Origin of the sequence: Agrobacterium albertimagni AOL15 (assembly GCF_000300855.1) — a bacterium.
In the GTDB taxonomy this organism is placed as follows: Bacteria; Pseudomonadota; Alphaproteobacteria; order Rhizobiales; family Rhizobiaceae; genus Allorhizobium; species Allorhizobium albertimagni.
The window spans coordinates 335018-354143 of the sequence record NZ_ALJF01000002.1 but is presented as its reverse complement, the minus strand read 5'-3'; the positions used below and the strand labels follow the sequence as shown (position 1 = coordinate 354143).

Below are 19126 nucleotides of genomic sequence, written 5' to 3'. Positions count from 1 at the left end.
ATGGCAAAGTCGGTAGATCCTCGGGACAAGCCCGAGGATGACGAAAGACAACCGCCCCTCATTCCGCTGCCTCCCTCACGGGTGCCGGCACAAAATCTTCCGGGAAATGCGCCATGGCGCTCATGACAGGATAGGGCGTGAAACCACCCAGCGCACAGAGCGAGCCGAACTTCATGGTGTTGCAGAGATCCTCCAGCAGCACCTTGTTCTTCTCCGGCTCGATGCCGCGCGCAATCTTGTCGACCGTTTCCACCCCACGGGTCGAACCGATGCGACAGGGTGTGCACTTGCCGCAGCTTTCGACAGCGCAGAACTCCATGGCAAAGCGCGCCTGCTTCAGCATGTCGGCGGTATCGTCGAAGACAACCACACCGGCATGGCCGATCAGGCCACCGGCCGCCGTAAACGCCTCGTAGTCGAAGATCGTGTCGAAGAGCGACGGCGGGAAATAGGCGCCGAGCGGCCCGCCGACCTGAACGGCCTTGACCGGGCGCCCGGAGATCGTGCCACCGCCGATCTCGTTGATCAGCCGGCCGAGAGGCAGGCCGAAGGCAGTTTCATAAAGGCCGCCATGCTTGAGATTGCCGGCAAGCTGGATCGGGATCGTGCCATGCGAGCGGCCGACGCCGAAATCGCGGTAGAACGCAGCACCCCGGTCCATGATGACAGGAATCGAGGCCAGCGACATGACATTGTTGACGACGGTCGGCTTGCCGAACAGGCCCTGCAGCGCTGGCAACGGCGGCTTGGCCCTGACAACGCCGCGCTTTCCTTCCAGCGAGTTGAGCAGAGAAGTTTCCTCGCCGCAGACATAGGCGCCGGCGCCCATGCGCACTTCCATGTCGAAGGCGTAAGGCGATCCCATCACCGATGGGCCGAGGATGCCCGCAGCCCTAGCAATCGCGATCGCCTCTTCCATTATGGCAATGGCATGCGGATATTCTGAGCGCGTATAAACATAGCCCTTGGTGGCACCCACCGCGATGCCGGCAATCACCATGCCTTCGATCAGCACGAAGGGATCGCCTTCCATGATCATCCGGTCGGCAAAGGTGCCGCTATCGCCCTCGTCGGCATTGCAGACGATGTATTTCTGGTCGGCCTTCGCATCCGCGACCGTCTTCCACTTGATGCCGGTCGGGAAGCCCGCACCGCCGCGACCGCGCAAACCGCTGTCGGTCACCTGTTTGACGATGTCGGTCGGCGCCATGGCAATCGCGTTGGCGAGACCCTTGAGGCCCTGATAGTGGCGGTAATCAGCGAGCGACAGCGGATCGGTGACACCACAGCGGGCGAAGGTCAGCCGCGTCTGGCCCTTCAGGAAGGGAATGTCCTGGGTGAAGCCATGGCCGAGGGGATGTTCGCCGCCATCAAGGAAGCCGGCATCGAAGAGCGACGGCACGTCGGATGCCTTGATTGGACCATAGGCGACGCGGCCGTGCTCGGTGCGCACTTCCACCAGCACTTCGAGCCACAGCATGCCGCGCGAGCCATTGCGCACGATGGTGACATCCTGGCCGCGCGCCATGGCTTCGCGCTCGATGGCAGCCGCCACCTTGTCGGCACCAACGGCAAGCGCTGCCGCATCCCGGGGGACGAAGACAGTGACGGTTTCTGGGACGCTCATGAGCGCACCTCCGCCAGAATGTCGGTGAGACAGTCTTCGTCGAGGCGGGCATGCAGCTCGCCGTCGAGCATCGCGGCCGGCGCCTGGGCGCAAAGGCCGAGACAGAAGACGGGTTCGAGTGTGACGGCACCGTCAGCCGTCGTCTCGTGCCAGTCGATGCCGAGCTTGGCCTTGATTGTCTCCGCCAGAGGCTCGCAGCCCATCGACTGGCAAGCCTCGGCACGACAGAGCTTCAGCACATGCCGTCCCGCCGGTTCGGCGCGGAAATCGTGGTAGAAGGTGACGACGCCATGCACTTCGGCACGCGACAGGTTCAGCGCGCTGGCAATGATCTGTTTGGCGACCTCCGGAATGTAACCGAATTCCTCCTGCAAGCGGTGCAGGATCGGGAGCATCGGGCCCTCCAGATGCTGCAACTCGGCGATCACAGCCGAAATGCGGGCGGAGACGTCGTCCGCAGCCACACGAATGTTCATGTCTTCCTCCTCACCCGCCGAGCCCTGGCGGGGTCGTCCATCGGAAGATGATGATGGGTCCGATGTCAGGAGGTCAATACGGCGCTTCCGTCGCTCGATAGAAGATTTCTATCGAAGGCTTGAGAGGCTGCGAGCAGACGGGCCTCGTGCAACAGGCCGGAAACCAGCGGCGTGAAGGGTTCACGATGGGTGGCGACGAGGCCGACCAGATGCTCGGCATCCGGGGAAGTGATCGGGATCATCCGGATTTCCTCGCCGAAACCGAAGGATTCCGCCACGTTTCTCGGCATGATCGACGCCCATTTGCCGGTCCGAATATGGGAGAAGAGCACGATCATCGAGTTGGATTCGAGCGTCGTCTTTGGCGATACGCCCGCCTCCGTCATGTGCTGGTTGATGATCCGGCGGTTCTGCATGTCGGCGGTCAAGAGGCAGAGCCTGAGATCCGCCACTTCGCTCCAGGTGACGCTGCCCTGATCGGCAAGCGGCGTGCCGACGCCGGTGATCAGGTGATAGCGCTCGGAATAAAGCGGCACGCTGGTGACGCGACCGAGCGGCTCATTGTCGAGATAGGTAATGCCGGCGTCGATCTCGAGATTCTCAAGCAGGCTCAACACCTGCAGCGAGGTGCGCGACACGACGGAAAAAGTGACGTCCGGATGCCGGGCCTGGAAGGGTTCGGTGAGCTTCTGCACCATCGCAAGCGCCGTGGGAATGACGGCGAGCCGGATATGGCCTGCAAGACCCCGCCGGGCAGCGCGCATCTCCTCGCGCATGGTGCGCGTATCGCCGACGATGCGCCGCGCCCATTCGAGCACCCGCTGACCCTCCGGCGTGAGTCCAAGAAAGCGCGAGCCGCGCTGCACCAGCATCACACCGAGCTGTTCTTCGAGCTGGCGGATGCCAGCAGACAGGGTCGGCTGGGTCACGCCACATTCTTCCGCCGCACGACCGAAATGCTGCTGGCGGGCGAGCGCGATGAAGAATTCCAGCTTGTCGATCATCTCCCCGCCCTCTCGGTGCGCTCTCGGGCTTACGCCTCGGTGAGCGCCGCCGTTTGACTGCTTGTCACGGGTGTCGGGCCGCAATACATTTTGTAGAGAACAGAGATCAGTTCAGCGAGTTGCGGATCGGCGATCCGGTAGTAGATCTGGCGTCCTTCACGACGCGTCTGGACCACCTTCTCGCTCCTCAGGCGCGCGAGCTGCTGGGAAACGACGGCCTGCTGGATGCCGAGGAACTGTTCGATTTCAGTGACCGTCTTCTCGCCCTGGCAGAGCATGCACAGCATCAACAGGCGCGTCTCGTGCGACAGCGCCTTTAGCAGGCCGCTGGCGGCGCGCGCCTTCAGCAGGAAATCGTCAAGGGCCTCAGGGGTGAGTGGCGGCGTTTCGTTCATCAAGTGATCCAGAAATCGGGGCGCTGTATCTGACAGGTGGCGCGCTGCCGCGCCTGCATATCCTGCCACTATATAGGCATTGCCCCCTACAAAGGAATGGCATCAGCTCGTTCCTTCAAAAGCGACGCGCTGCGGTTCAAGGCCGCATACTCCTCATCGTCGAGATCGGGAAACAAATCGGCGACAACACCCTCGGCGCCAACCACGCGCGGGATCGATAGAGCAACATCCCGAACGCCGGCCACCTCGGGCGTCGAGATCGAAACGGAGAGCACATCGCGCTGATCACGCGCGATCGCCTTGACGATGCGGGCAAGGCCGGCGCCGATACCGTAATAGGTCGAGCCCTTGCCGTTGATGATCTTGTAGGCCGCGTTGCGCACACCGTCATCGATCTGCGCGCGGACTTCCGCCGTAAGCGGGGACCCGACTTGCGCAGCAAAAGAAGACAGCGGCACGGAACCGGCCCGCGCGCTTGTCCAGGCAAGAACCTCGCTGTCGCCGTGTTCACCCAGCACATAGGCATGCACCGATTGCGGCGAGATGCCCAGATGCCGCCCGACAAGGCTGCGGAAACGCGCGGTGTCGAGAATGGTCCCGGAGCCGATCACCCGGCGGGGATCGAGCCCGGAAAGCCGTGTAGTGATCTGGGTCATGATATCGACAGGATTGGACGCGATCAGCAGGATCGCATCCGGTGCGACCGGCAACACCTCGGCAAGCACGGAACGGAAAACCGCGGCATTGCGCTCCAGAAGCTCGAGGCGCGTTTCGCCCGGCTTCTGGCTGACACCGGCGGAGAGGATGACGACACTCGCGCCCTCAAGATCCCGGTACTGCCCGGCATTCACCATGGTCGAGGACATGAACGGCACCGCATGGGCAATGTCTTCCGCCTGCGCGATGGCGAGTGCCTCGTTGCGATCGATGAGCACGACCTCGCTCGCAAGCCCCATCAGCGCCAGCGCATAACCCGCCGAGCTGCCGACCATTCCCGCACCTACGATACCGACCTTCATGCCAATTCCCCCGAAAGCATAAAACCCTGAGCCCTTGTGGCGTAGACCACTCGACAGCTTCAATCAGCTATATCGGAAAGCATGACACATTCGCGTCAAAACTGCATGGCGCAGGTCTGTGGCCTCTGATTTAATCCTCAAAACCTCATCGGAGCATTACGAGGGATCATGAGACGACTTCCGGCGCTATCCGCGATGAAGGTATTCGAGGTGGTGGGCCAGACCCGCAGCTTCACGCGTGCAGCGGAGTTGCTGAACCTCACCCAAAGCGCCGTCAGCCGACAGGTGCGCAATCTCGAGGAGCAGCTCGGCGAGCCCCTTGTCATCCGCAGGCACCATCACCTGGAACTGACGCCATCTGGCGCCGAATTGCTCGCCTCATTGCAGCAGGCTTTCCACACGGTGGAGATGACGGTCCGCAATATCCGCGAGAAAAGTAACAAGCGCCGTCTGAGGATCAATGTGCCACCGACCTTTGCCAAGCGCTGGCTGATGCCGCGCCTGACGAGCCTTCGAGCATTCCTGCCCGACGTCGATCTGAGCATCACCACGGATGTCGAAGACAATCTTTCGGAGCGCGGGATGCTGGACTGCGCGATCCGCTTTGGCGACGGCGAATGGCCGAGCCTGCGCTCGGAGCGCCTGTTCACAGAACGGCATATTGCCGTCTGCGCGCCACATCTCACGGACGGATTGCGAGCTGGCGAGACAATCGATCTCTCGCGCTTCACCTTCCTGCATGTACTCGCATCTGCCGATCAACGTTACCTCACCTGGCAACGCTGGCTGGATGCGGCGGGGCTCACCGAGACCGACACAGGTGGTGGCCTTGAATTCGACCTCCTCGATCTCGTTATCGAGGCCGCCTGCAACGGGCTGGGCGTCGCGGTGGCGGATCGGTCAATGGTGGCCCCCCTGATGCAGAACGGGGCGCTGGCGCAGTTTCTCGACGTCGAAGTCGAGGGGCACGAGTCCTACTGGCTGGTCACGCGGACGGATCGGGGGCTGTCTCCGCATGTCGAAGCGCTCAAACGCTGGCTGCAGCAGGAAATCACCGAAGGCTCGATGGCACAGCTCAAACAAGCGCACGTCTGAAACATTCCTTTTTGGAATGCTCGCCCCGACAATTCGTCGCTTGCGAAGCAGGAAGGGCAACTTCCTACTGGTGGCGAACTGACCTTAGTCGGAGTGCCTGCCATGCCCACCTTCCAGAACTTCATTGCCGGAACCTTTCGCGAGACCGGAGCCCGCCAGCCGATCGAGGTAAAAAACCCAGCGACCGGACGGTTCTTTGCCTCGATGACATCGGCGACAGAGGCCGATGTCATCGAGGCGGTGGACGCGGCCGCTGTTGCCCAGAAGCCGTGGGGGCGCCTGCCCGCCATCGAGCGCGGCAATGCACTCCGCAGGCTCGCCGACGCCGTGGAGCGCCATCAGCAGAAGATCGGCGCAGCACTGGCTGAGGAATCCGGCAAGAGCCTGGAGGATGCCGTGGCTGAAACCGGCTACGGTGTTGAGCTGATGCGCTACCACGCCGAATGGGCGCGCCGCGTCGAAGGCGAGGTCATCGAGAGCGACACGCCGGATGAAACGCTGATGCTGAAGCGGGCACCGATCGGCGTCGTCGCCTGCCTGATCCCCTTCAACTTTCCCATCTACACCCTGGTGCGCAAGATCGCCCCGGCCCTGATCACCGGCAATGCCGTGGTCGTCAGGCCCAGCAACAACACGCCGACTTCGGCCTTTGTGTTTGCGGAAGCGATCAGGGAGGCGGAGCTTCCCGCAGGTCTCATCAGCATCATGACCATGAGCCATGAGGTGGCAGAGGTCATGTGCACCCGCCGCGAAGTCGGCATGATCACGCTGACCGGAAGCGTGGCTGCCGGCCAGGTGGTTCTCGACTATTGCAAGGCAAACATCGCCAAGCCCTCGCTGGAACTCGGCGGCAAGACACCCGTCATCGTCGAGCCGGACGCCGATCTCGATGTGGTGACGAAAAGCGTTCTCGCGGCCAAGACTGCCCATTGCGGCCAGGTCTGCACCTCCGTCGAGCGTCTTTACGTGCATGCCTCCGTGCATGGCGCACTGCTCGCCAAACTAAAAGACGCCTTCGAACGCCGCCACTATGGCGATCGCAGCGAGGATCCGTCCCGCATGGGGCCGCTTGCCAATGCCGCAGCCCGTCTGCGCGTCCATCATATGGTCGAGCGCGCCAACGCGGATGGCGCGGTCATCGAGACGGGAGGCTTTCTGCCGCCGGGCGATGGCTATTTCTATCCGCCGACACTGCTTTCCGACTGCCGCCACGACATGGAGATCGTCCAGGAAGAGGTCTTCGGCCCCGTGCTACCCGTCATCCCCTATACCGATTTCGACCATGCACTTGCGATGGCAAGCGACCACCAGTTCGGCCTCGCCTCCGTCGTCTTCACCGAGAACTACCGCAAGGTGATGAAGGGCGCGAATGAGATCGAGGCGGGTGAACTCTACATCAACCGCTTCCCGGCCGACCCTTATCAAGGCTACCACGCCGGCTGGAAGCGCTCCGGCCTCGGCGGCGACGACGGCAAGCACGGCATGCTGGAATTCACCCAGACCCGCCTCGTCATCCTCAAGCATTGATCGCCGATTAGCCGGCTCAAGAATTCGTCATCGGGGGCATCCATGAAAGTCGCATCGCTCAAGACACACGTCGTCGCAACGCCCGCGCCGCATATCGGTGGCATGTACTGGATCTTCGTCGAGTTGGAGACGGCCTGCGGCATCAAGGGTGTCGGTGAAATCTATTCAACCGCCTTCCACCCCTCGGGCATCGCCGTTCTGGTCGAAGACGTCTTCACCCGCTATCTGGAGGGCCACGACCCGCACCAGATCGAGCGCTTCTGGCGCGCGGCCTATTCAAGCGGCTTCACTCAGCGGCCTGATCCGACCATGGTCGGGATCATCTCAGGCCTTGAAATCGCCTGCTGGGACATCATCGGCAAGGCTGCCGGACGGCCGGTCGCTGATCTTCTCGGCGGCCCTGTGCATGACAAGCTGCGCGCTTACACCTATCTCTATCCGAAGAATTCAGCCGGCGAATACGACTACAACGATCCGGATCTCGCCGCCGAAGAAGCGATCCGCATGGTCGAGGCCGGCTTTACCGGGCTGAAATTCGATCCGGCCGGCCCCTACACCAACTATTCCGGCCACCAGCTCTCGCTGCCGGTCATGGATCGTTGCGAGGAGTTTTGCCGCAAGATCCGCGATGCGATCGGCAACCGCGCCGACATCCTCTTCGGCACCCACGGCCAGATGGTCCCCTCCTCCGCCATCCGGCTCGCCAAGCGGCTGGAGAAGTATGATCCGCTGTGGTTCGAGGAGCCCGTGCCGCCCGGCCAGGAAGCCGCGATGGCGGAAGTCGCCCGCGCGACCTCGATCCCCGTCTCGACGGGCGAGCGCCTGACGACGAAGTACGAATTCCAGAGAGTATTGCAGCTTGGCTCTGCCTCAATCCTGCAGATGAATGTCGCTCGCGTCGGCGGCTTGCTGGAGGCGAAGAAGATAGCCGGGATGGCCGAGTCCTTCTATGCGCAGATCGCGCCGCATCTCTACAACGGCCCGGTCGGGGCAGCGGCGTCGATCCAGCTCGCGGCCACCTGCCCGAACTTCCTCATCCATGAGGCCATCATGGATTTCGGTGGATTCCACGCCGAGGTGCTGAAGACCAAGCTCGGCGTCGACGACGGCTATCTCATTCCGTCGCGAGAGCCGGGCCTCGGCATCGAGCTGAACCACGACGTCATCGCGAGGCACACGCCCTATACCGGTAACAGGCTGCACCTGCAGATGGGAGCCGAGCATGCCGATGTGAAGGCCTTCATGCCGGCCAAGGGCTGAGGGACACCCATGATCTTCGATTTCATCGTGGTCGGTGCAGGCTCCGCTGGCTGCATCGTGGCCAGTCGCCTGAGCGAAAGCGGTCGGCATTCCGTGCTGCTCATCGAGGCCGGCGGCGAGGACAAATCCTTCTGGTTCAAGATCCCCGTCGGCTACGCCAAGAGCTATTACAATCCGAAGGTCAATTGGATGTACCGCACGGAGCCTGAGGCCAACCTCGGTGGACGGCGGATCTATGCCCCGCGCGGCAAGGTGCAGGGCGGCTCGGGCTCGATCAATGCAATGGTCTTCGTGCGCGGCGCGGCAGAGGATTTCGACGACTGGCGGGCCGCCGGAAACACGGGCTGGGGCTTCGACGACGTGCTGCCCTATTTCCGCAAGCTGGAGACCCATGCGCGGGGAGAGAGCCAATGGCATGGCGGAAGCGGCCCGATCCATGTGACGCCGATGCGCGGGGCGACACATGCCTGCAGTGACGCCTTCCTCGACGCCTGTGACGAACTGGGCGTTCCGCTCAACGAAGATTTCAACGGCGCGACGATCGAGGGAGCCGGCGTCTACGACGTCAATACTCGGCGCGGCCAGCGCTCGCATTCCAGCGCGGAATATCTGCGCCCCGCGCTGAAGCGACCGAACCTCGCCATCGAGCGCGACGCCCACGCACGCCGCCTGCTGGTGGATCAAGATGGCAAGGTCTCGGGCATCGAAGTCATGCAACATGGGCGGGTAAGAAGCTTCAACGCGCGCCGCGAAGTGATCCTCGCAGCAGGTGCCGTGGACACGCCGAAGCTGATGCAGCTTTCCGGCTTCGGCGATGGATCGACGCTCTTTGCCCAGGGGATCGACACCCGAAAACACCTGCCGGCGGTCGGCCAGAACCTTCAGGACCATCTCTGTGCCAGCTTCTATTACCGGTCGAAGCGCCCGACATTGAACGGCGACTTTGCCAGTCTCATGGGCCAGGCCCGCTTTGGATTGACTTGGCTTATGAAGCGCAGCGGCCCCTTCGCGATGAGCGTCAACCAGGCCGGCGGCTTCTTTCGCGGCTCATCCGAAGAGCCCAGGCCGAACATCCAGGTCTATTTTAACCCGCTCTCCTACCGCATTCCGGACAATCCGAGGGCGGGCCTGACGCCGGAACCCTATCCGGGCTTTCTCATCGCCTTCAACGCCTGCCGACCGACCAGCAAGGGGACCATCACCATTGCCTCCCCCGATGCAGGCGACGCGCCTCTGATCCGTCCGAACTACCTGTCGACGGAACGGGACATCGACGAGGTTCTGCAGGGCAGCCGTCTCATGCGCAGGATTGCGGATGCTCGCGCGCTCTCGGACTGGGTGGATGAGGAAATCTCGCCCTCCAAATCTGCCGATACCGACGCCAAGCTGCTCGACTATTTCCGTCTCAACAGTGGCTCGATCTATCACCTCTGCGGCACCTGCGCGATGGGCACGGATCCTCGTCAGAGCGTGGTCGATGCCCGCCTCAGGGTCCATGGTGTGCCGGGACTGCGGATCGTCGATGCCTCCATCTTCCCCAACATTACAGCCGGCAACATCAACGCGCCGACCATGATGGTCGCGGAAAAGGGTGCCGCGATGATCCTGGAAGACGCCGTCTCAGCCTGACATCCGGGCATGAAAAAAGCCGGACCCAAGGGCCCGGCTCCAATTCCTTTATCGTGACCAGCCGATCAGGCGGCGACGAGAACGCCGTTCAGGTTGGTCAGCTCGGCGAGATACTGCTCGAGCTTGGTGCGGTGTTCGTGATGCTCGACACCTTCCAACTCCTTGCGGGCTTCATCGATGCGCTTGGTCAGCGTATCCGGAGCAATCTCGGCCAGCGGGACGGCCGATTCGGCGAGCAGCGTGCAGCCGGTCGGCAGAACGTCGGCAAAGCCGCCGAAGACCACGTATTTCGTGACCTGACCGGAAGCGAGCTTGACGGTCACGACGCCCGGCTTGATGGTCGTCATGGTCGGCGCATGATTGGCCATGACGGTCATTTCGCCTTCCGTTGCCGGAATGACGACTTCGCTCACCAGTTCGGAGAGCAGAAGACGCTCGGGCGAAACGAGCTCAAAGTTGAAATTGTCGGCCATGGTCGTTCACTTCTCTGATGAAGGATGAGGCGGCACGCGAGTCATCTCGCGTGCCGGCAGTCCCTGTACTTAAGCGGCTTCTGCAGCCAGGCGCTTGGCCTTCTCGATGGCTTCCTCGATGGAGCCGACCATGTAGAAGGCGGCCTCCGGAAGGTGGTCGTAGTCGCCGTTGACCAGGCCCTTGAAGCCCTTGATCGTGTCTTCGAGAGCAACCAGCTTGCCCGGCGAACCGGTGAAGATTTCAGCAACGAAGAACGGCTGCGACAGGAAGCGCTCGATCTTACGGGCGCGGGCAACTGTCATCTTGTCCTCTTCGGACAGTTCGTCCATGCCAAGGATGGCGATGATGTCCTGAAGCGACTTGTAGCGCTGCAGCGTCGTCTGAACCTTACGAGCGATCTCGTAGTGCTCTTCGCCGACAACCAGCGGGTCGAGCATGCGCGAGGTCGAGTCGAGCGGGTCAACGGCCGGGTAAATACCCTTTTCAGCGATCGAGCGCGACAGAACCGTCGTTGCGTCCAAGTGGGCGAACGAAGTGGCCGGAGCCGGGTCGGTCAAGTCGTCGGCGGGAACGTAAATGGCCTGAACCGAGGTGATCGAACCCTTGGTCGTGGTGGTGATGCGTTCCTGCATCTGACCCATGTCGGTGGCGAGCGTCGGCTGATAACCAACGGCAGACGGGATACGGCCGAGCAGAGCCGACACTTCGGAACCTGCCTGGGTAAAGCGGAAGATGTTGTCGACGAAGAACAGAACGTCCTGGCCCTTGTCGCGGAAGTCTTCAGCGATCGTCAGACCGGTGAGAGCGACACGAGCGCGGGCGCCCGGCGGTTCGTTCATCTGACCGTAAACGAGCGCAGCCTTGGAGCCTTCGCCGCCGCCGTGCTTGTTAACGCCGGACTCGATCATTTCGTGGTACAGGTCGTTGCCTTCGCGGGTACGTTCACCCACGCCAGCGAACACCGAGTAACCGCCGTGTGCCTTCGCAACGTTGTTGATCAGTTCCATGATCAGAACGGTCTTGCCAACGCCGGCGCCGCCGAACAGGCCGATCTTGCCGCCCTTGGCGTAAGGAGCGAGCAGGTCGACGACCTTGATGCCGGTGACGAGGATCTGCGATTCCGTCGACTGTTCGACGTAGGACGGCGCTTCCTGGTGGATGGCGCGGCGGCCTTCGGTAACCAGCGGACCAGCTTCGTCAACGGGCTCGCCGATGACGTTCATGATACGGCCGAGCGTTTCCGGACCAACCGGAACGGTGATCGGAGCGCCGGTGTCGGTTACCGGCTGGCCCCGGACGAGACCTTCGGTCGAGTCCATGGCGATCGTGCGGACCTGGTTTTCGCCGAGGTGCTGCGCAACTTCGAGAACGAGGCGGTTGCCGCCGTTGTCGGTTTCCAGCGCGTTCAGGATCGGGGGCAGTTCGCCTTCGAACGAGACGTCGACGACGGCGCCGATGACCTGCGTGACCTTGCCGAGAGCGCCGGCTGCGGACTTCACCGCCTTAGACTTGGGGGTAGCTGCCTTAGCCATTTATCTTACCCTCTTTCCTTAACCTCAGAGCGCTTCCGCGCCCGAAATGATTTCAATGAGTTCCTTGGTGATCTGCGCCTGACGCTGGCGGTTGTACGAAAGCGTCAGCTTATTGATCATCTCACCGGCATTGCGTGTCGCATTGTCCATGGCGCTCATCTTGGCGCCCATTTCACCCGCGACGTTTTCGAGCAGGGCCCGGAAAATCTGAACCGAGATATTGCGCGGGATGAGATCCTCGAGGATCCCAGCCGCATCCGGCTCGTATTCGTAGAGTGCAGATGCACCACCCTGCGGGGCAGCCTCGGCCGGAGCGGCCGGGATGATCTGCTGGGCGGTCGGGATCTGGCTGATCACCGACTTGAACTCGGAATAGAACAGCGTGCAGACATCGAATTCGCCGCGGTCGAACATGCCGATGACCTTGCGGCCGATGGCATCCGCATTGGTGAAGCCGACACGCTTCACTTCGCGCAGATCCGTCCGCTCGACGATCAGGCCGGCGAACTCGCGGCGCAGGCTGTCGTAGCCCTTCTTGCCGACGCAGAAAATCTTGACCGTCTTGCCCTGAGCCAGGAGCTTGCGCGCATGGTCACGGGCGAAACGGGCGATCGACGAGTTGAAACCGCCGCACAGACCACGCTCGGCAGTGCAGACGACGAGCAGATGCACGTCGTCCTTGCCGGTGCCGGTCATCAGGCGGGGTGCGCTGTCGTCCGAACCCACGGCTTGCGCGATGTTGGCCAGGACGACACCCATGCGCTGCGAGTACGGGCGAGCAGCCTCGGCCGCTTCCTGCGCACGACGCAGCTTCGCCGCGGCGACCATTTTCATCGCCTTGGTGATCTTCTGCGTCGCCTTGACGGAGGCGATCCGGTTTTTCAGATCCTTTAGTGAAGGCATCCGTTATCCGTCCTTGGCTTGAGCCTGAATTAGGCGAAGTTCTTCGCGAAGCTATCGAGGGCTGCCTTGAGCTTGCCCTTGGTGTCGTCGCTGATCGCCTTGTCGGTGCGGATCGCGTCCAGGATCGCCTTGCCTTCCGAGTGGAGGTAGGAGAGGAGACCCTGTTCGAACTTGCCAACCTGGTTGACCGGAACCTTGTCGAGGTAGCCGTTCACGCCAGCGAAGATCACGGCAACCTGCTCTTCCGTCTTGAGCGGAGAGAACTGGGCCTGCTTCAGGAGTTCGGTCAGACGGGCACCACGGTTCAGCAGGCGCTGGGTGGCGGCGTCGAGGTCGGAACCGAACTGGGCGAAGGCGGCCATTTCGCGATACTGGGCGAGTTCACCCTTGATCGAGCCGGCAACCTGCTTCATCGCCTTGATCTGCGCGGCAGAACCAACGCGGGAAACCGACAGACCGACGTTAACGGCCGGACGAATGCCCTGATAGAACAGGTCGGTTTCAAGGAAGATCTGACCGTCGGTGATCGAGATGACGTTGGTCGGAATGAAGGCCGAAACGTCGTTACCCTGGGTTTCGATGACCGGCAGAGCGGTCAGCGAGCCGGCACCGGCAGCGTCGCCCATCTTGGCAGCGCGCTCGAGCAGACGGGAGTGAAGATAGAAAACGTCGCCCGGATAAGCTTCGCGGCCAGGAGGACGACGCAGCAGGAGCGACATCTGACGGTAGGCAACAGCCTGCTTCGACAGGTCGTCGTAAGCGATCAGGGCGTGCTGGCCGTTGTCACGGAAGTATTCGCCCATGGCGCAACCGGCGAACGGTGCGAGATACTGCATCGGAGCCGGGTCCGAAGCGGTAGCAGCGATAATGATCGAGTACTGAAGAGCACCACGCTCTTCGAGGATCTTGACGAACTGGGCAACGGTCGAGCGCTTCTGGCCAACGGCGACGTAGACGCAGTAGAGCTTGTCGTTGTCGGGGCCGTTGTCGTGGATCGGCTTCTGGTTCAGGAAGGTGTCCAGAATGATCGCGGTCTTGCCGGTCTGACGGTCACCGATGACCAACTCGCGCTGGCCACGGCCAACTGGGATGAGGGCGTCGATGGCCTTGAGGCCGGTCGACATCGGCTCATGAACCGACTTGCGCGGAATGATGCCCGGAGCCTTCACGTCGACGCGCGAACGGCGGGTCGCGTTGATGGGGCCCTTGCCGTCGATCGGGTTGCCGAGCGCGTCGACGACGCGGCCGAGCAGCTCCGGACCAACCGGGACGTCAACGATGGCGCCGGTCCGCTTGACGATGTCGCCTTCCTTGATGCCACGGTCGGCACCGAAGATAACCACACCGACATTGTCGGCTTCGAGGTTGAGCGCCATACCGCGGATGCCGCCCGGGAACTCGACCATTTCGCCGGCCTGAACATTGTCGAGGCCGTAGACGCGGGCGATACCGTCACCGACGGACAGAACCTGGCCAACTTCAGAGACTTCCGCCTCTTTGCCGAAGTTCTTGATTTGATCTTTAAGAATTGCGGAAATTTCCGCGGCGCGGATATCCATCAGCCAACCTCTTTCAGTGCAAGCTTAAGGGTGGAAAGTTTGGTGCGAAGGGACGTGTCGATCTGGCGGGAGCCGATCTTGACGATCAGGCCGCCGAGCAGGGACGGGTCGACCGTGACGGAGATCGAAACTTCCTTGCCGGTAACGCCCTTCAGCGCCGCTTTCAGTTCGGTTTCCTGCTCGGCCGAAAGGGCATGAGCAGACGTGACGTCAGCCGTCATCTCACCCTTGTGACGGGCGAGGATCTGGCGATAGGCAGCCACCATGCCGGGAACGGCAAACAGGCGACGATTGCTTGCGACGACCTTCAGGAAGTTCAACACCAGCGCGTTGAAACCGGCCTTTTCGCCGATGACGCTGATAGCCTTGACCTGGTCTTCGGCCGTGAAGACGGGCGACTGTACCAGGCGCTTCAGATCGGCGCTTTCGTCGATCATCGCCTGGAAACGGTTGAGATCGGCGGCGACGGCGTCAAGCACGCCGGCTTCGAGCGCAAGCTCGAAAAGCGACGATGCGTAACGCTCCGCCACGCCTGAAATCACTTGGGATGCGTCTGCCACGGGCAAAAAATTCCCTGATCTTGATCCAGGTGGCCGGACACCTCTGTCGAGGCCTCTCAAGCTCCTGATATCGTTTTGTTTTTCCCCAAAAACACAAGCATGTTGCACTTGCGTTTTCCGAATTTCGCGGTTCGTCTAGCATAGCAGGTCTAGACTCGCAACACGCGTATTAACGGTTTGCTCCTTGAGAGCAAGGCCTTGGGGCTTTTTTTGTCCGAAACTGCGTCAAATTGACGAGATATCGGCAAAGCCCCGCCACAAACCGAAGATCAAGTCAGACCAAAGACATAGGCGAGAGCGAGGGAAGCAATGACCGCCTGCACAACCAGGAGGAGAAGGTTGCGCCAGGTGCTGCCCTGGTCGGACATGATGGACAGGATCCGGGCGAAGGCGGACAGCCCGACGGCGGCGCCAAATGCCAGATAGACCGTCGGCTGGCCAAGCAGCAGAGCAGTCCCGGCAAAGCCGACGATCAAGCCGCCGATGGATCGCGCGGCTCCCAGCCCTTCCGGACGGCCTTCCGCCGGAACAAGCGCAAGCGCCTTCAGGGTGAGGCCTGGTGCAAACAGCACGAAGCATCCGATGAGGGCTGCGGCAGAAGCCGACAGAAAGGCGAGCTGCTCGCCGAGTTCGATGGGAAAGTAGAATTCCATGGATCAACCCGCGTTGAAGGAAACCGCGCGGCTTATGGCATGAAATGCAGGGTCGCGGTATGGGCTCGGCATCCTATTTCACAGGCGCGGCGTCGGAAAATGCGGGCGATCGGCTTACAGGAAGCTCTGCGGATCGACATCCACCTGCACCTGGATCGACCGTCGTTCCTTCGGCCCCCGCTCGAGCATGCTGCGCACGAAGGCCTGCATGTCACTGTTGCGGCGCCCATGGACGAGCAGCCTGAAGCGGTGCCGTCCACGGATGAGCGCCAGCGGCGCTTCGGCAGGGCCGAGGATCATGATGCCGCTCTCATGGGGTGCCGCCTGACGCAGCCCGCGCGCATGCCCCTCTGCCTCGGCACGGCTATCGGCGGAGACGATGATCGAGACGAGGCGACCGAACGGCGGCAGTTGCGCCCGCTCGCGCTCCAGAATTTCGCGCTCATAAAAAGCGGCGGCATCGCCTGAGATGATCGCCTGCATGACCGGATGCTGCGGCTGGAACGTCTGCAACAGACCGAGGCTCTTGCGTCCTGTTCGTCCGGCACGACCCGTCACCTGCGAGAGCAACTGGAATGTCCGTTCGGCAGCACGCGGATCGCCGTTGGACAGACCGATATCCGCATCGATGATGCCGACCAGCGTCATCAGCGGGAAATTGTGTCCCTTTGCCACGAGCTGCGTGCCGATGACGATGTCGGCCTCACCATTGGCGATCGCCTCGAGCTCAAGGCGCAACCGCTTGACGCCACCAATATCGGAGGAGAGCACCAGCGTGCGGGCATCGGGAAAGTGTTTCTCCACCTCTTCGGCGATGCGCTCGACCCCCGGGCCGCAGGCGACCAGATGATCGAGTGTCCCGCATTCCGGGCATGCATTCGGCGTCGGCTCATGATAGCCGCACTGGTGACACTGGATCTGGCCGCGAAAGCGATGCTCGACCAGCCAGCTCGAACATTGCGGGCACTGGAAGCGATGGCCGCAGACCCGGCAGAGGGTCAGCGGCGCATATCCTCGTCGATTGAGGAAGAGCAGCGCCTGTTCGCCACGCTCGACAGCCTGACCGACGGAGCGCAACAGGATCGGCGACAGAAAGCCACCCCGTTCGGGCGGCGCACGCCTCATGTCGATGAGATGCAGATCCGGCATGGCCGCATCGGCAAAGCGCGTCGGCAGATGGATGCGCGTGTAGCGGCCCGCGATACAGTTGACCTGGCTCTCGACAGAGGGTGTCGCAGAGACCAGCACGACCGGGAAGCCCGCGATCCGCGCCCGGACGACCGCCATGTCCCGCGCGTTATAAAAGACGCGGTCTTCCTGCTTGAAGGCGGGGTCATGCTCTTCGTCGACAATGATCAGGCCGAGATTTTCGAAGGGCAGGAAAAGCGCCGAACGCGCACCGGCCACGACACGGATCTCGCCGGTCGCCACCTGGCGCCAGACCTTTTCACGGGTGCGGGTCGCGAGATCCGAATGCCATTCACCAGGTTTGGAGCCGAAACGATCCTGGAAGCGTTCGAGGAAATTGGCTGTCAGCGCGATTTCCGGCAGCAGGATCAGCACCTGCTTGCCTTGTTTCAGCGTCTCGGCGATCGCCTCGAAATAAACCTCCGTCTTGCCTGAGCCCGTCACGCCATCAATGAGAGAGACGTGAAAGCCGCCTTTGCTCAGGCTCTGAAGAATCTCTTCGGCCGCCTCCTTTTGCGGGCCGGCGAGCCGGCTTTCGGCATAGTCAGGGTCTGGAGCCGCAACCAGCGGCGGCGGCGGCAGGAAAACCTGTTCGAACACACCCTGCTTCACGAGACCATCGATAACACTGGTCGAGACGCCGCTCGCATGGGCAAGCCCGCTCTTCGTCCAGGAGAGGCCATCCGCTGCTATTTCCAGCACCTTCTGGCGGGCCGGCGTCAGCCGCTCTGGCTCATAGCCGGCATAACGCAGGCCTTCGATCATCGGATCCGGATCCAGGGCGGCAGGCGCCCGGAGCGCCATGCGGGCGACATAGCCAGGCGGCGACAGGGTGTAGGCTGCCACCCAATCGAGGAAGGTGCGCATATCCTGGTCGAGCGGCGGGCAATCGAAGACCTTCGTGATTTCCCTCAGCTTCTTCGGATCGACTGATGTGTTCTCGCCGCCATCCCAGACGACGCCGATGACCTGTCGTGGCCCGAGCGGCACCTGCACGATGGCACCCGGCTCGATCGTCAGCCCATCGGGCACGGCATAACTATAGGCCGTTGGCGCGGGCATGGGCACGAGCACCGGCACCACCTTGCGGCGCGGTGTGTCGAACAGCTCCCCGAACAGGCTTTCCGAATCGTCCTTCATCGGGCTGCAACTTGCCCCCTGAGGACCGGAAAGAAAACAGGCTTTATGTGACGGGGAAGATCAGCGGAAACTGCGGTCGGGGTCGGTAGGCAAGCCGTGGACGGTAAAGTCTTCCAGCGCCTTGGTCACCTCGGCGGGATCGCCGTCGAGAGCTTCGACCGGGATGAGGTTGCCGACCGTGAAATCGAAGCGACCGCCGCGCTTGTTCAGAAGCTCGTAGAAGACGGTCATGTCGCGCAGCTCCGTCGACCAGCGGGCGAACCAGTAGAACAGGCCGGAATTGCGGGCCTTCATGTTCACCGGCAGAATAGGCAGATTGTATTTGCGCGCGAGAGAAATCGCGGACGTCTTCCAGGGCCGCTCGTTGAGCTTGCCCTCGTCCCAGTAGGCGATGCGGCCCGAGGGAAAGAGTATTGTGGCCCTGCCCTCTTCTATGGCGCGCGTGGTGAGCTTCAGCGTCTCGCGCGCCTTCAGCTTCGACTTGTGCTCTTCGCGCCATTCGACCGGAATGATGATCTCGGCAAGCCGCGGGTTGACCCTGATGGCATCGCGGTTGGCAAAGAACGTCATGTCGGGACGGCGATCTTTCAGCAGATCATACATCGCGACCCCATCGGCAATGCCGGTCGGATGATTGCTGACCAGGATGAAGCCACCGGATGACGGGATGCGGTCGGCGTGCCGTACCTGGATATTAAGGCCAAGGGCCGCACTCAGATAGTCGAACACCTGCGGCCCCGGGAGATTTGCGACATCATTGGCGAACTGGATCGCCTTGTCGTAACGCAGAACGCTATAAAGAAAGGGACGCATTGCCGGCCAGAGCGGATGCTCGACGAGCCTTTGCCCTCGCTCGGCGATCAGCGTATCGACGATATGTCCGGGGCGCCCGTGAGACAGGAGCGACAGGGTGTCGGTAACGCTCGACAAGGCGGAAGCGGGAGAGCGGCGCATCAGCATTTACCTCGCCAGAATTCCATGGGTCTTCTGGCAGCCATTTGTGATCCGTTCATGACAGCCCCGGAATTCGTCTTTCGTTAACCCTCCCGCGCCATCGTGAGCCGGGTGGCCAACAGCCAACAACG

At 62.1% G+C, this 19126-nt stretch carries 17 protein-coding genes; 4 read left to right on the top strand and 13 right to left on the bottom strand.

All coding sequences use genetic code 11. From position 1 onward, the window contains the following. Window positions 1–58 precede the first annotated feature (58 nt). From QWE_RS02475 to QWE_RS02455, 5 genes are all read right to left on the bottom strand, one after another. Entirely contained in the window at window positions 59–1627 is a 1569-nt protein-coding gene (locus QWE_RS02475) for a formate dehydrogenase beta subunit (protein ID WP_006724490.1), read from the bottom strand. Continuing rightward, window positions 1624–2103 carry a formate dehydrogenase subunit gamma gene (locus QWE_RS02470; RefSeq protein WP_006724489.1) on the bottom strand — a complete coding sequence of 160 codons (480 nt, stop codon included), beginning with the start codon at window positions 2101–2103 and terminating at the stop codon, window positions 1624–1626. The genes QWE_RS02475 and QWE_RS02470 overlap by 4 nt, the downstream gene beginning before the upstream one ends. A gap of 65 nt (window positions 2104–2168) precedes the next feature. Then, window positions 2169–3107: a LysR family transcriptional regulator gene (locus QWE_RS02465; RefSeq protein WP_006724488.1), complete on the bottom strand. Its 939-nt coding sequence runs from the start codon at window positions 3105–3107 to the stop codon at window positions 2169–2171. A gap of 29 nt (window positions 3108–3136) precedes the next feature. Next, window positions 3137–3502 carry an ArsR/SmtB family transcription factor gene (locus tag QWE_RS02460; RefSeq protein WP_006724487.1) on the bottom strand — a complete coding sequence of 122 codons (366 nt, stop codon included), beginning with the start codon at window positions 3500–3502 and terminating at the stop codon, window positions 3137–3139. A gap of 86 nt (window positions 3503–3588) precedes the next feature. After that, the gene (locus tag QWE_RS02455) at window positions 3589–4521 is read right to left on the bottom strand and encodes an L-lactate dehydrogenase (RefSeq protein ID WP_006724486.1); all 933 of its coding nucleotides are present in this window, start codon (window positions 4519–4521) and stop codon (window positions 3589–3591) included. 168 nt (window positions 4522–4689) lie between these two features. Here QWE_RS02455 and QWE_RS02450 point away from each other — a divergent pair, with 168 nt between their 5' ends. The 4 genes from QWE_RS02450 (at window position 4690) to QWE_RS02435 (ending at window position 10032) form a co-directional block, all read left to right on the top strand. Beyond that, window positions 4690–5616, top strand: a complete 927-nt coding sequence (locus QWE_RS02450) for a LysR substrate-binding domain-containing protein (RefSeq protein ID WP_040299312.1) — start codon at window positions 4690–4692, stop codon at window positions 5614–5616. Between the two features lie 102 nt (window positions 5617–5718). Continuing rightward, a complete protein-coding gene (locus tag QWE_RS02445; RefSeq protein ID WP_006724484.1) occupies window positions 5719–7143 on the top strand; it encodes an aldehyde dehydrogenase family protein in 1425 nt (474 codons plus the stop codon). A 42-nt stretch (window positions 7144–7185) separates the two neighbouring features. Beyond that, window positions 7186–8403, top strand: a complete 1218-nt coding sequence (locus QWE_RS02440) for a mandelate racemase/muconate lactonizing enzyme family protein (protein ID WP_006724483.1) — start codon at window positions 7186–7188, stop codon at window positions 8401–8403. 9 nt (window positions 8404–8412) lie between these two features. Then, on the top strand, window positions 8413–10032 hold the full coding sequence (locus QWE_RS02435) for a GMC family oxidoreductase (RefSeq protein WP_006724482.1): 1620 nt from the start codon (window positions 8413–8415) through the stop codon (window positions 10030–10032). 65 nt (window positions 10033–10097) lie between these two features. Here QWE_RS02435 and QWE_RS02430 read toward each other — a convergent pair whose 3' ends face one another. The 8 genes from QWE_RS02430 to QWE_RS02395 all read right to left on the bottom strand — a co-directional run bounded on the left by QWE_RS02430 (window position 10098) and on the right by QWE_RS02395 (window position 18998). Continuing rightward, window positions 10098–10505 (bottom strand): F0F1 ATP synthase subunit epsilon, encoded by a 408-nt coding sequence (locus tag QWE_RS02430; protein WP_006724481.1) that lies wholly within the window; start codon window positions 10503–10505, stop codon window positions 10098–10100. A gap of 69 nt (window positions 10506–10574) precedes the next feature. Beyond that, window positions 10575–12038 (bottom strand): F0F1 ATP synthase subunit beta, encoded by a 1464-nt coding sequence (gene atpD / locus QWE_RS02425; protein WP_006724480.1) that lies wholly within the window; start codon window positions 12036–12038, stop codon window positions 10575–10577. Window positions 12039–12062: 24 nt separating this feature from the next. Then, window positions 12063–12941: a F0F1 ATP synthase subunit gamma gene (locus tag QWE_RS02420; RefSeq protein WP_006724479.1), complete on the bottom strand. Its 879-nt coding sequence runs from the start codon at window positions 12939–12941 to the stop codon at window positions 12063–12065. A 29-nt stretch (window positions 12942–12970) separates the two neighbouring features. Continuing rightward, window positions 12971–14500: a F0F1 ATP synthase subunit alpha gene (atpA, locus tag QWE_RS02415; protein ID WP_006724478.1), complete on the bottom strand. Its 1530-nt coding sequence runs from the start codon at window positions 14498–14500 to the stop codon at window positions 12971–12973. After that, a complete protein-coding gene (locus tag QWE_RS02410) occupies window positions 14500–15066 on the bottom strand; it encodes a F0F1 ATP synthase subunit delta (protein WP_040299310.1) in 567 nt (188 codons plus the stop codon). Before QWE_RS02410 ends, atpA begins: the two co-directional genes overlap by 1 nt. 263 nt (window positions 15067–15329) lie before the next feature. Next, entirely contained in the window at window positions 15330–15713 is a 384-nt protein-coding gene (locus QWE_RS02405; protein WP_006724476.1) for an AGROH133_08824 family phage infection protein, read from the bottom strand. 114 nt (window positions 15714–15827) lie between these two features. Next, window positions 15828–18041, bottom strand: a complete 2214-nt coding sequence (locus tag QWE_RS02400) for a primosomal protein N' (protein WP_006724475.1) — start codon at window positions 18039–18041, stop codon at window positions 15828–15830. Window positions 18042–18101: 60 nt separating this feature from the next. Continuing rightward, window positions 18102–18998 (bottom strand): GNAT family N-acetyltransferase, encoded by an 897-nt coding sequence (locus QWE_RS02395; RefSeq protein WP_040299374.1) that lies wholly within the window; start codon window positions 18996–18998, stop codon window positions 18102–18104. Window positions 18999–19126 lie beyond the last annotated feature (128 nt).

What these genes read in the sequence shown, in the direction of transcription:
- QWE_RS02475 (WP_006724490.1), bottom strand. Translation starts at nt 1,627, where the DNA reads ATGAGCGTCCCAGAAACCGTCACTGTCTTCGTCCCCCGGGATGCGGCA.
- QWE_RS02470 (WP_006724489.1), bottom strand. Translation starts at nt 2,103, where the DNA reads ATGAACATTCGTGTGGCTGCGGACGACGTCTCCGCCCGCATTTCGGCT.
- QWE_RS02465 (WP_006724488.1), bottom strand. Translation starts at nt 3,107, where the DNA reads ATGATCGACAAGCTGGAATTCTTCATCGCGCTCGCCCGCCAGCAGCAT.
- QWE_RS02460 (WP_006724487.1), bottom strand. Translation starts at nt 3,502, where the DNA reads ATGAACGAAACGCCGCCACTCACCCCTGAGGCCCTTGACGATTTCCTG.
- QWE_RS02455 (WP_006724486.1), bottom strand. Translation starts at nt 4,521, where the DNA reads ATGAAGGTCGGTATCGTAGGTGCGGGAATGGTCGGCAGCTCGGCGGGT.
- QWE_RS02450 (WP_040299312.1), top strand. Translation starts at nt 4,690, where the DNA reads ATGAGACGACTTCCGGCGCTATCCGCGATGAAGGTATTCGAGGTGGTG.
- QWE_RS02445 (WP_006724484.1), top strand. Translation starts at nt 5,719, where the DNA reads ATGCCCACCTTCCAGAACTTCATTGCCGGAACCTTTCGCGAGACCGGA.
- QWE_RS02440 (WP_006724483.1), top strand. Translation starts at nt 7,186, where the DNA reads ATGAAAGTCGCATCGCTCAAGACACACGTCGTCGCAACGCCCGCGCCG.
- QWE_RS02435 (WP_006724482.1), top strand. Translation starts at nt 8,413, where the DNA reads ATGATCTTCGATTTCATCGTGGTCGGTGCAGGCTCCGCTGGCTGCATC.
- QWE_RS02430 (WP_006724481.1), bottom strand. Translation starts at nt 10,505, where the DNA reads ATGGCCGACAATTTCAACTTTGAGCTCGTTTCGCCCGAGCGTCTTCTG.
- atpD (WP_006724480.1), bottom strand. Translation starts at nt 12,038, where the DNA reads ATGGCTAAGGCAGCTACCCCCAAGTCTAAGGCGGTGAAGTCCGCAGCC.
- QWE_RS02420 (WP_006724479.1), bottom strand. Translation starts at nt 12,941, where the DNA reads ATGCCTTCACTAAAGGATCTGAAAAACCGGATCGCCTCCGTCAAGGCG.
- atpA (WP_006724478.1), bottom strand. Translation starts at nt 14,500, where the DNA reads ATGGATATCCGCGCCGCGGAAATTTCCGCAATTCTTAAAGATCAAATC.
- QWE_RS02405 (WP_006724476.1), bottom strand. Translation starts at nt 15,713, where the DNA reads ATGGAATTCTACTTTCCCATCGAACTCGGCGAGCAGCTCGCCTTTCTG.
- QWE_RS02400 (WP_006724475.1), bottom strand. Translation starts at nt 18,041, where the DNA reads ATGAAGGACGATTCGGAAAGCCTGTTCGGGGAGCTGTTCGACACACCG.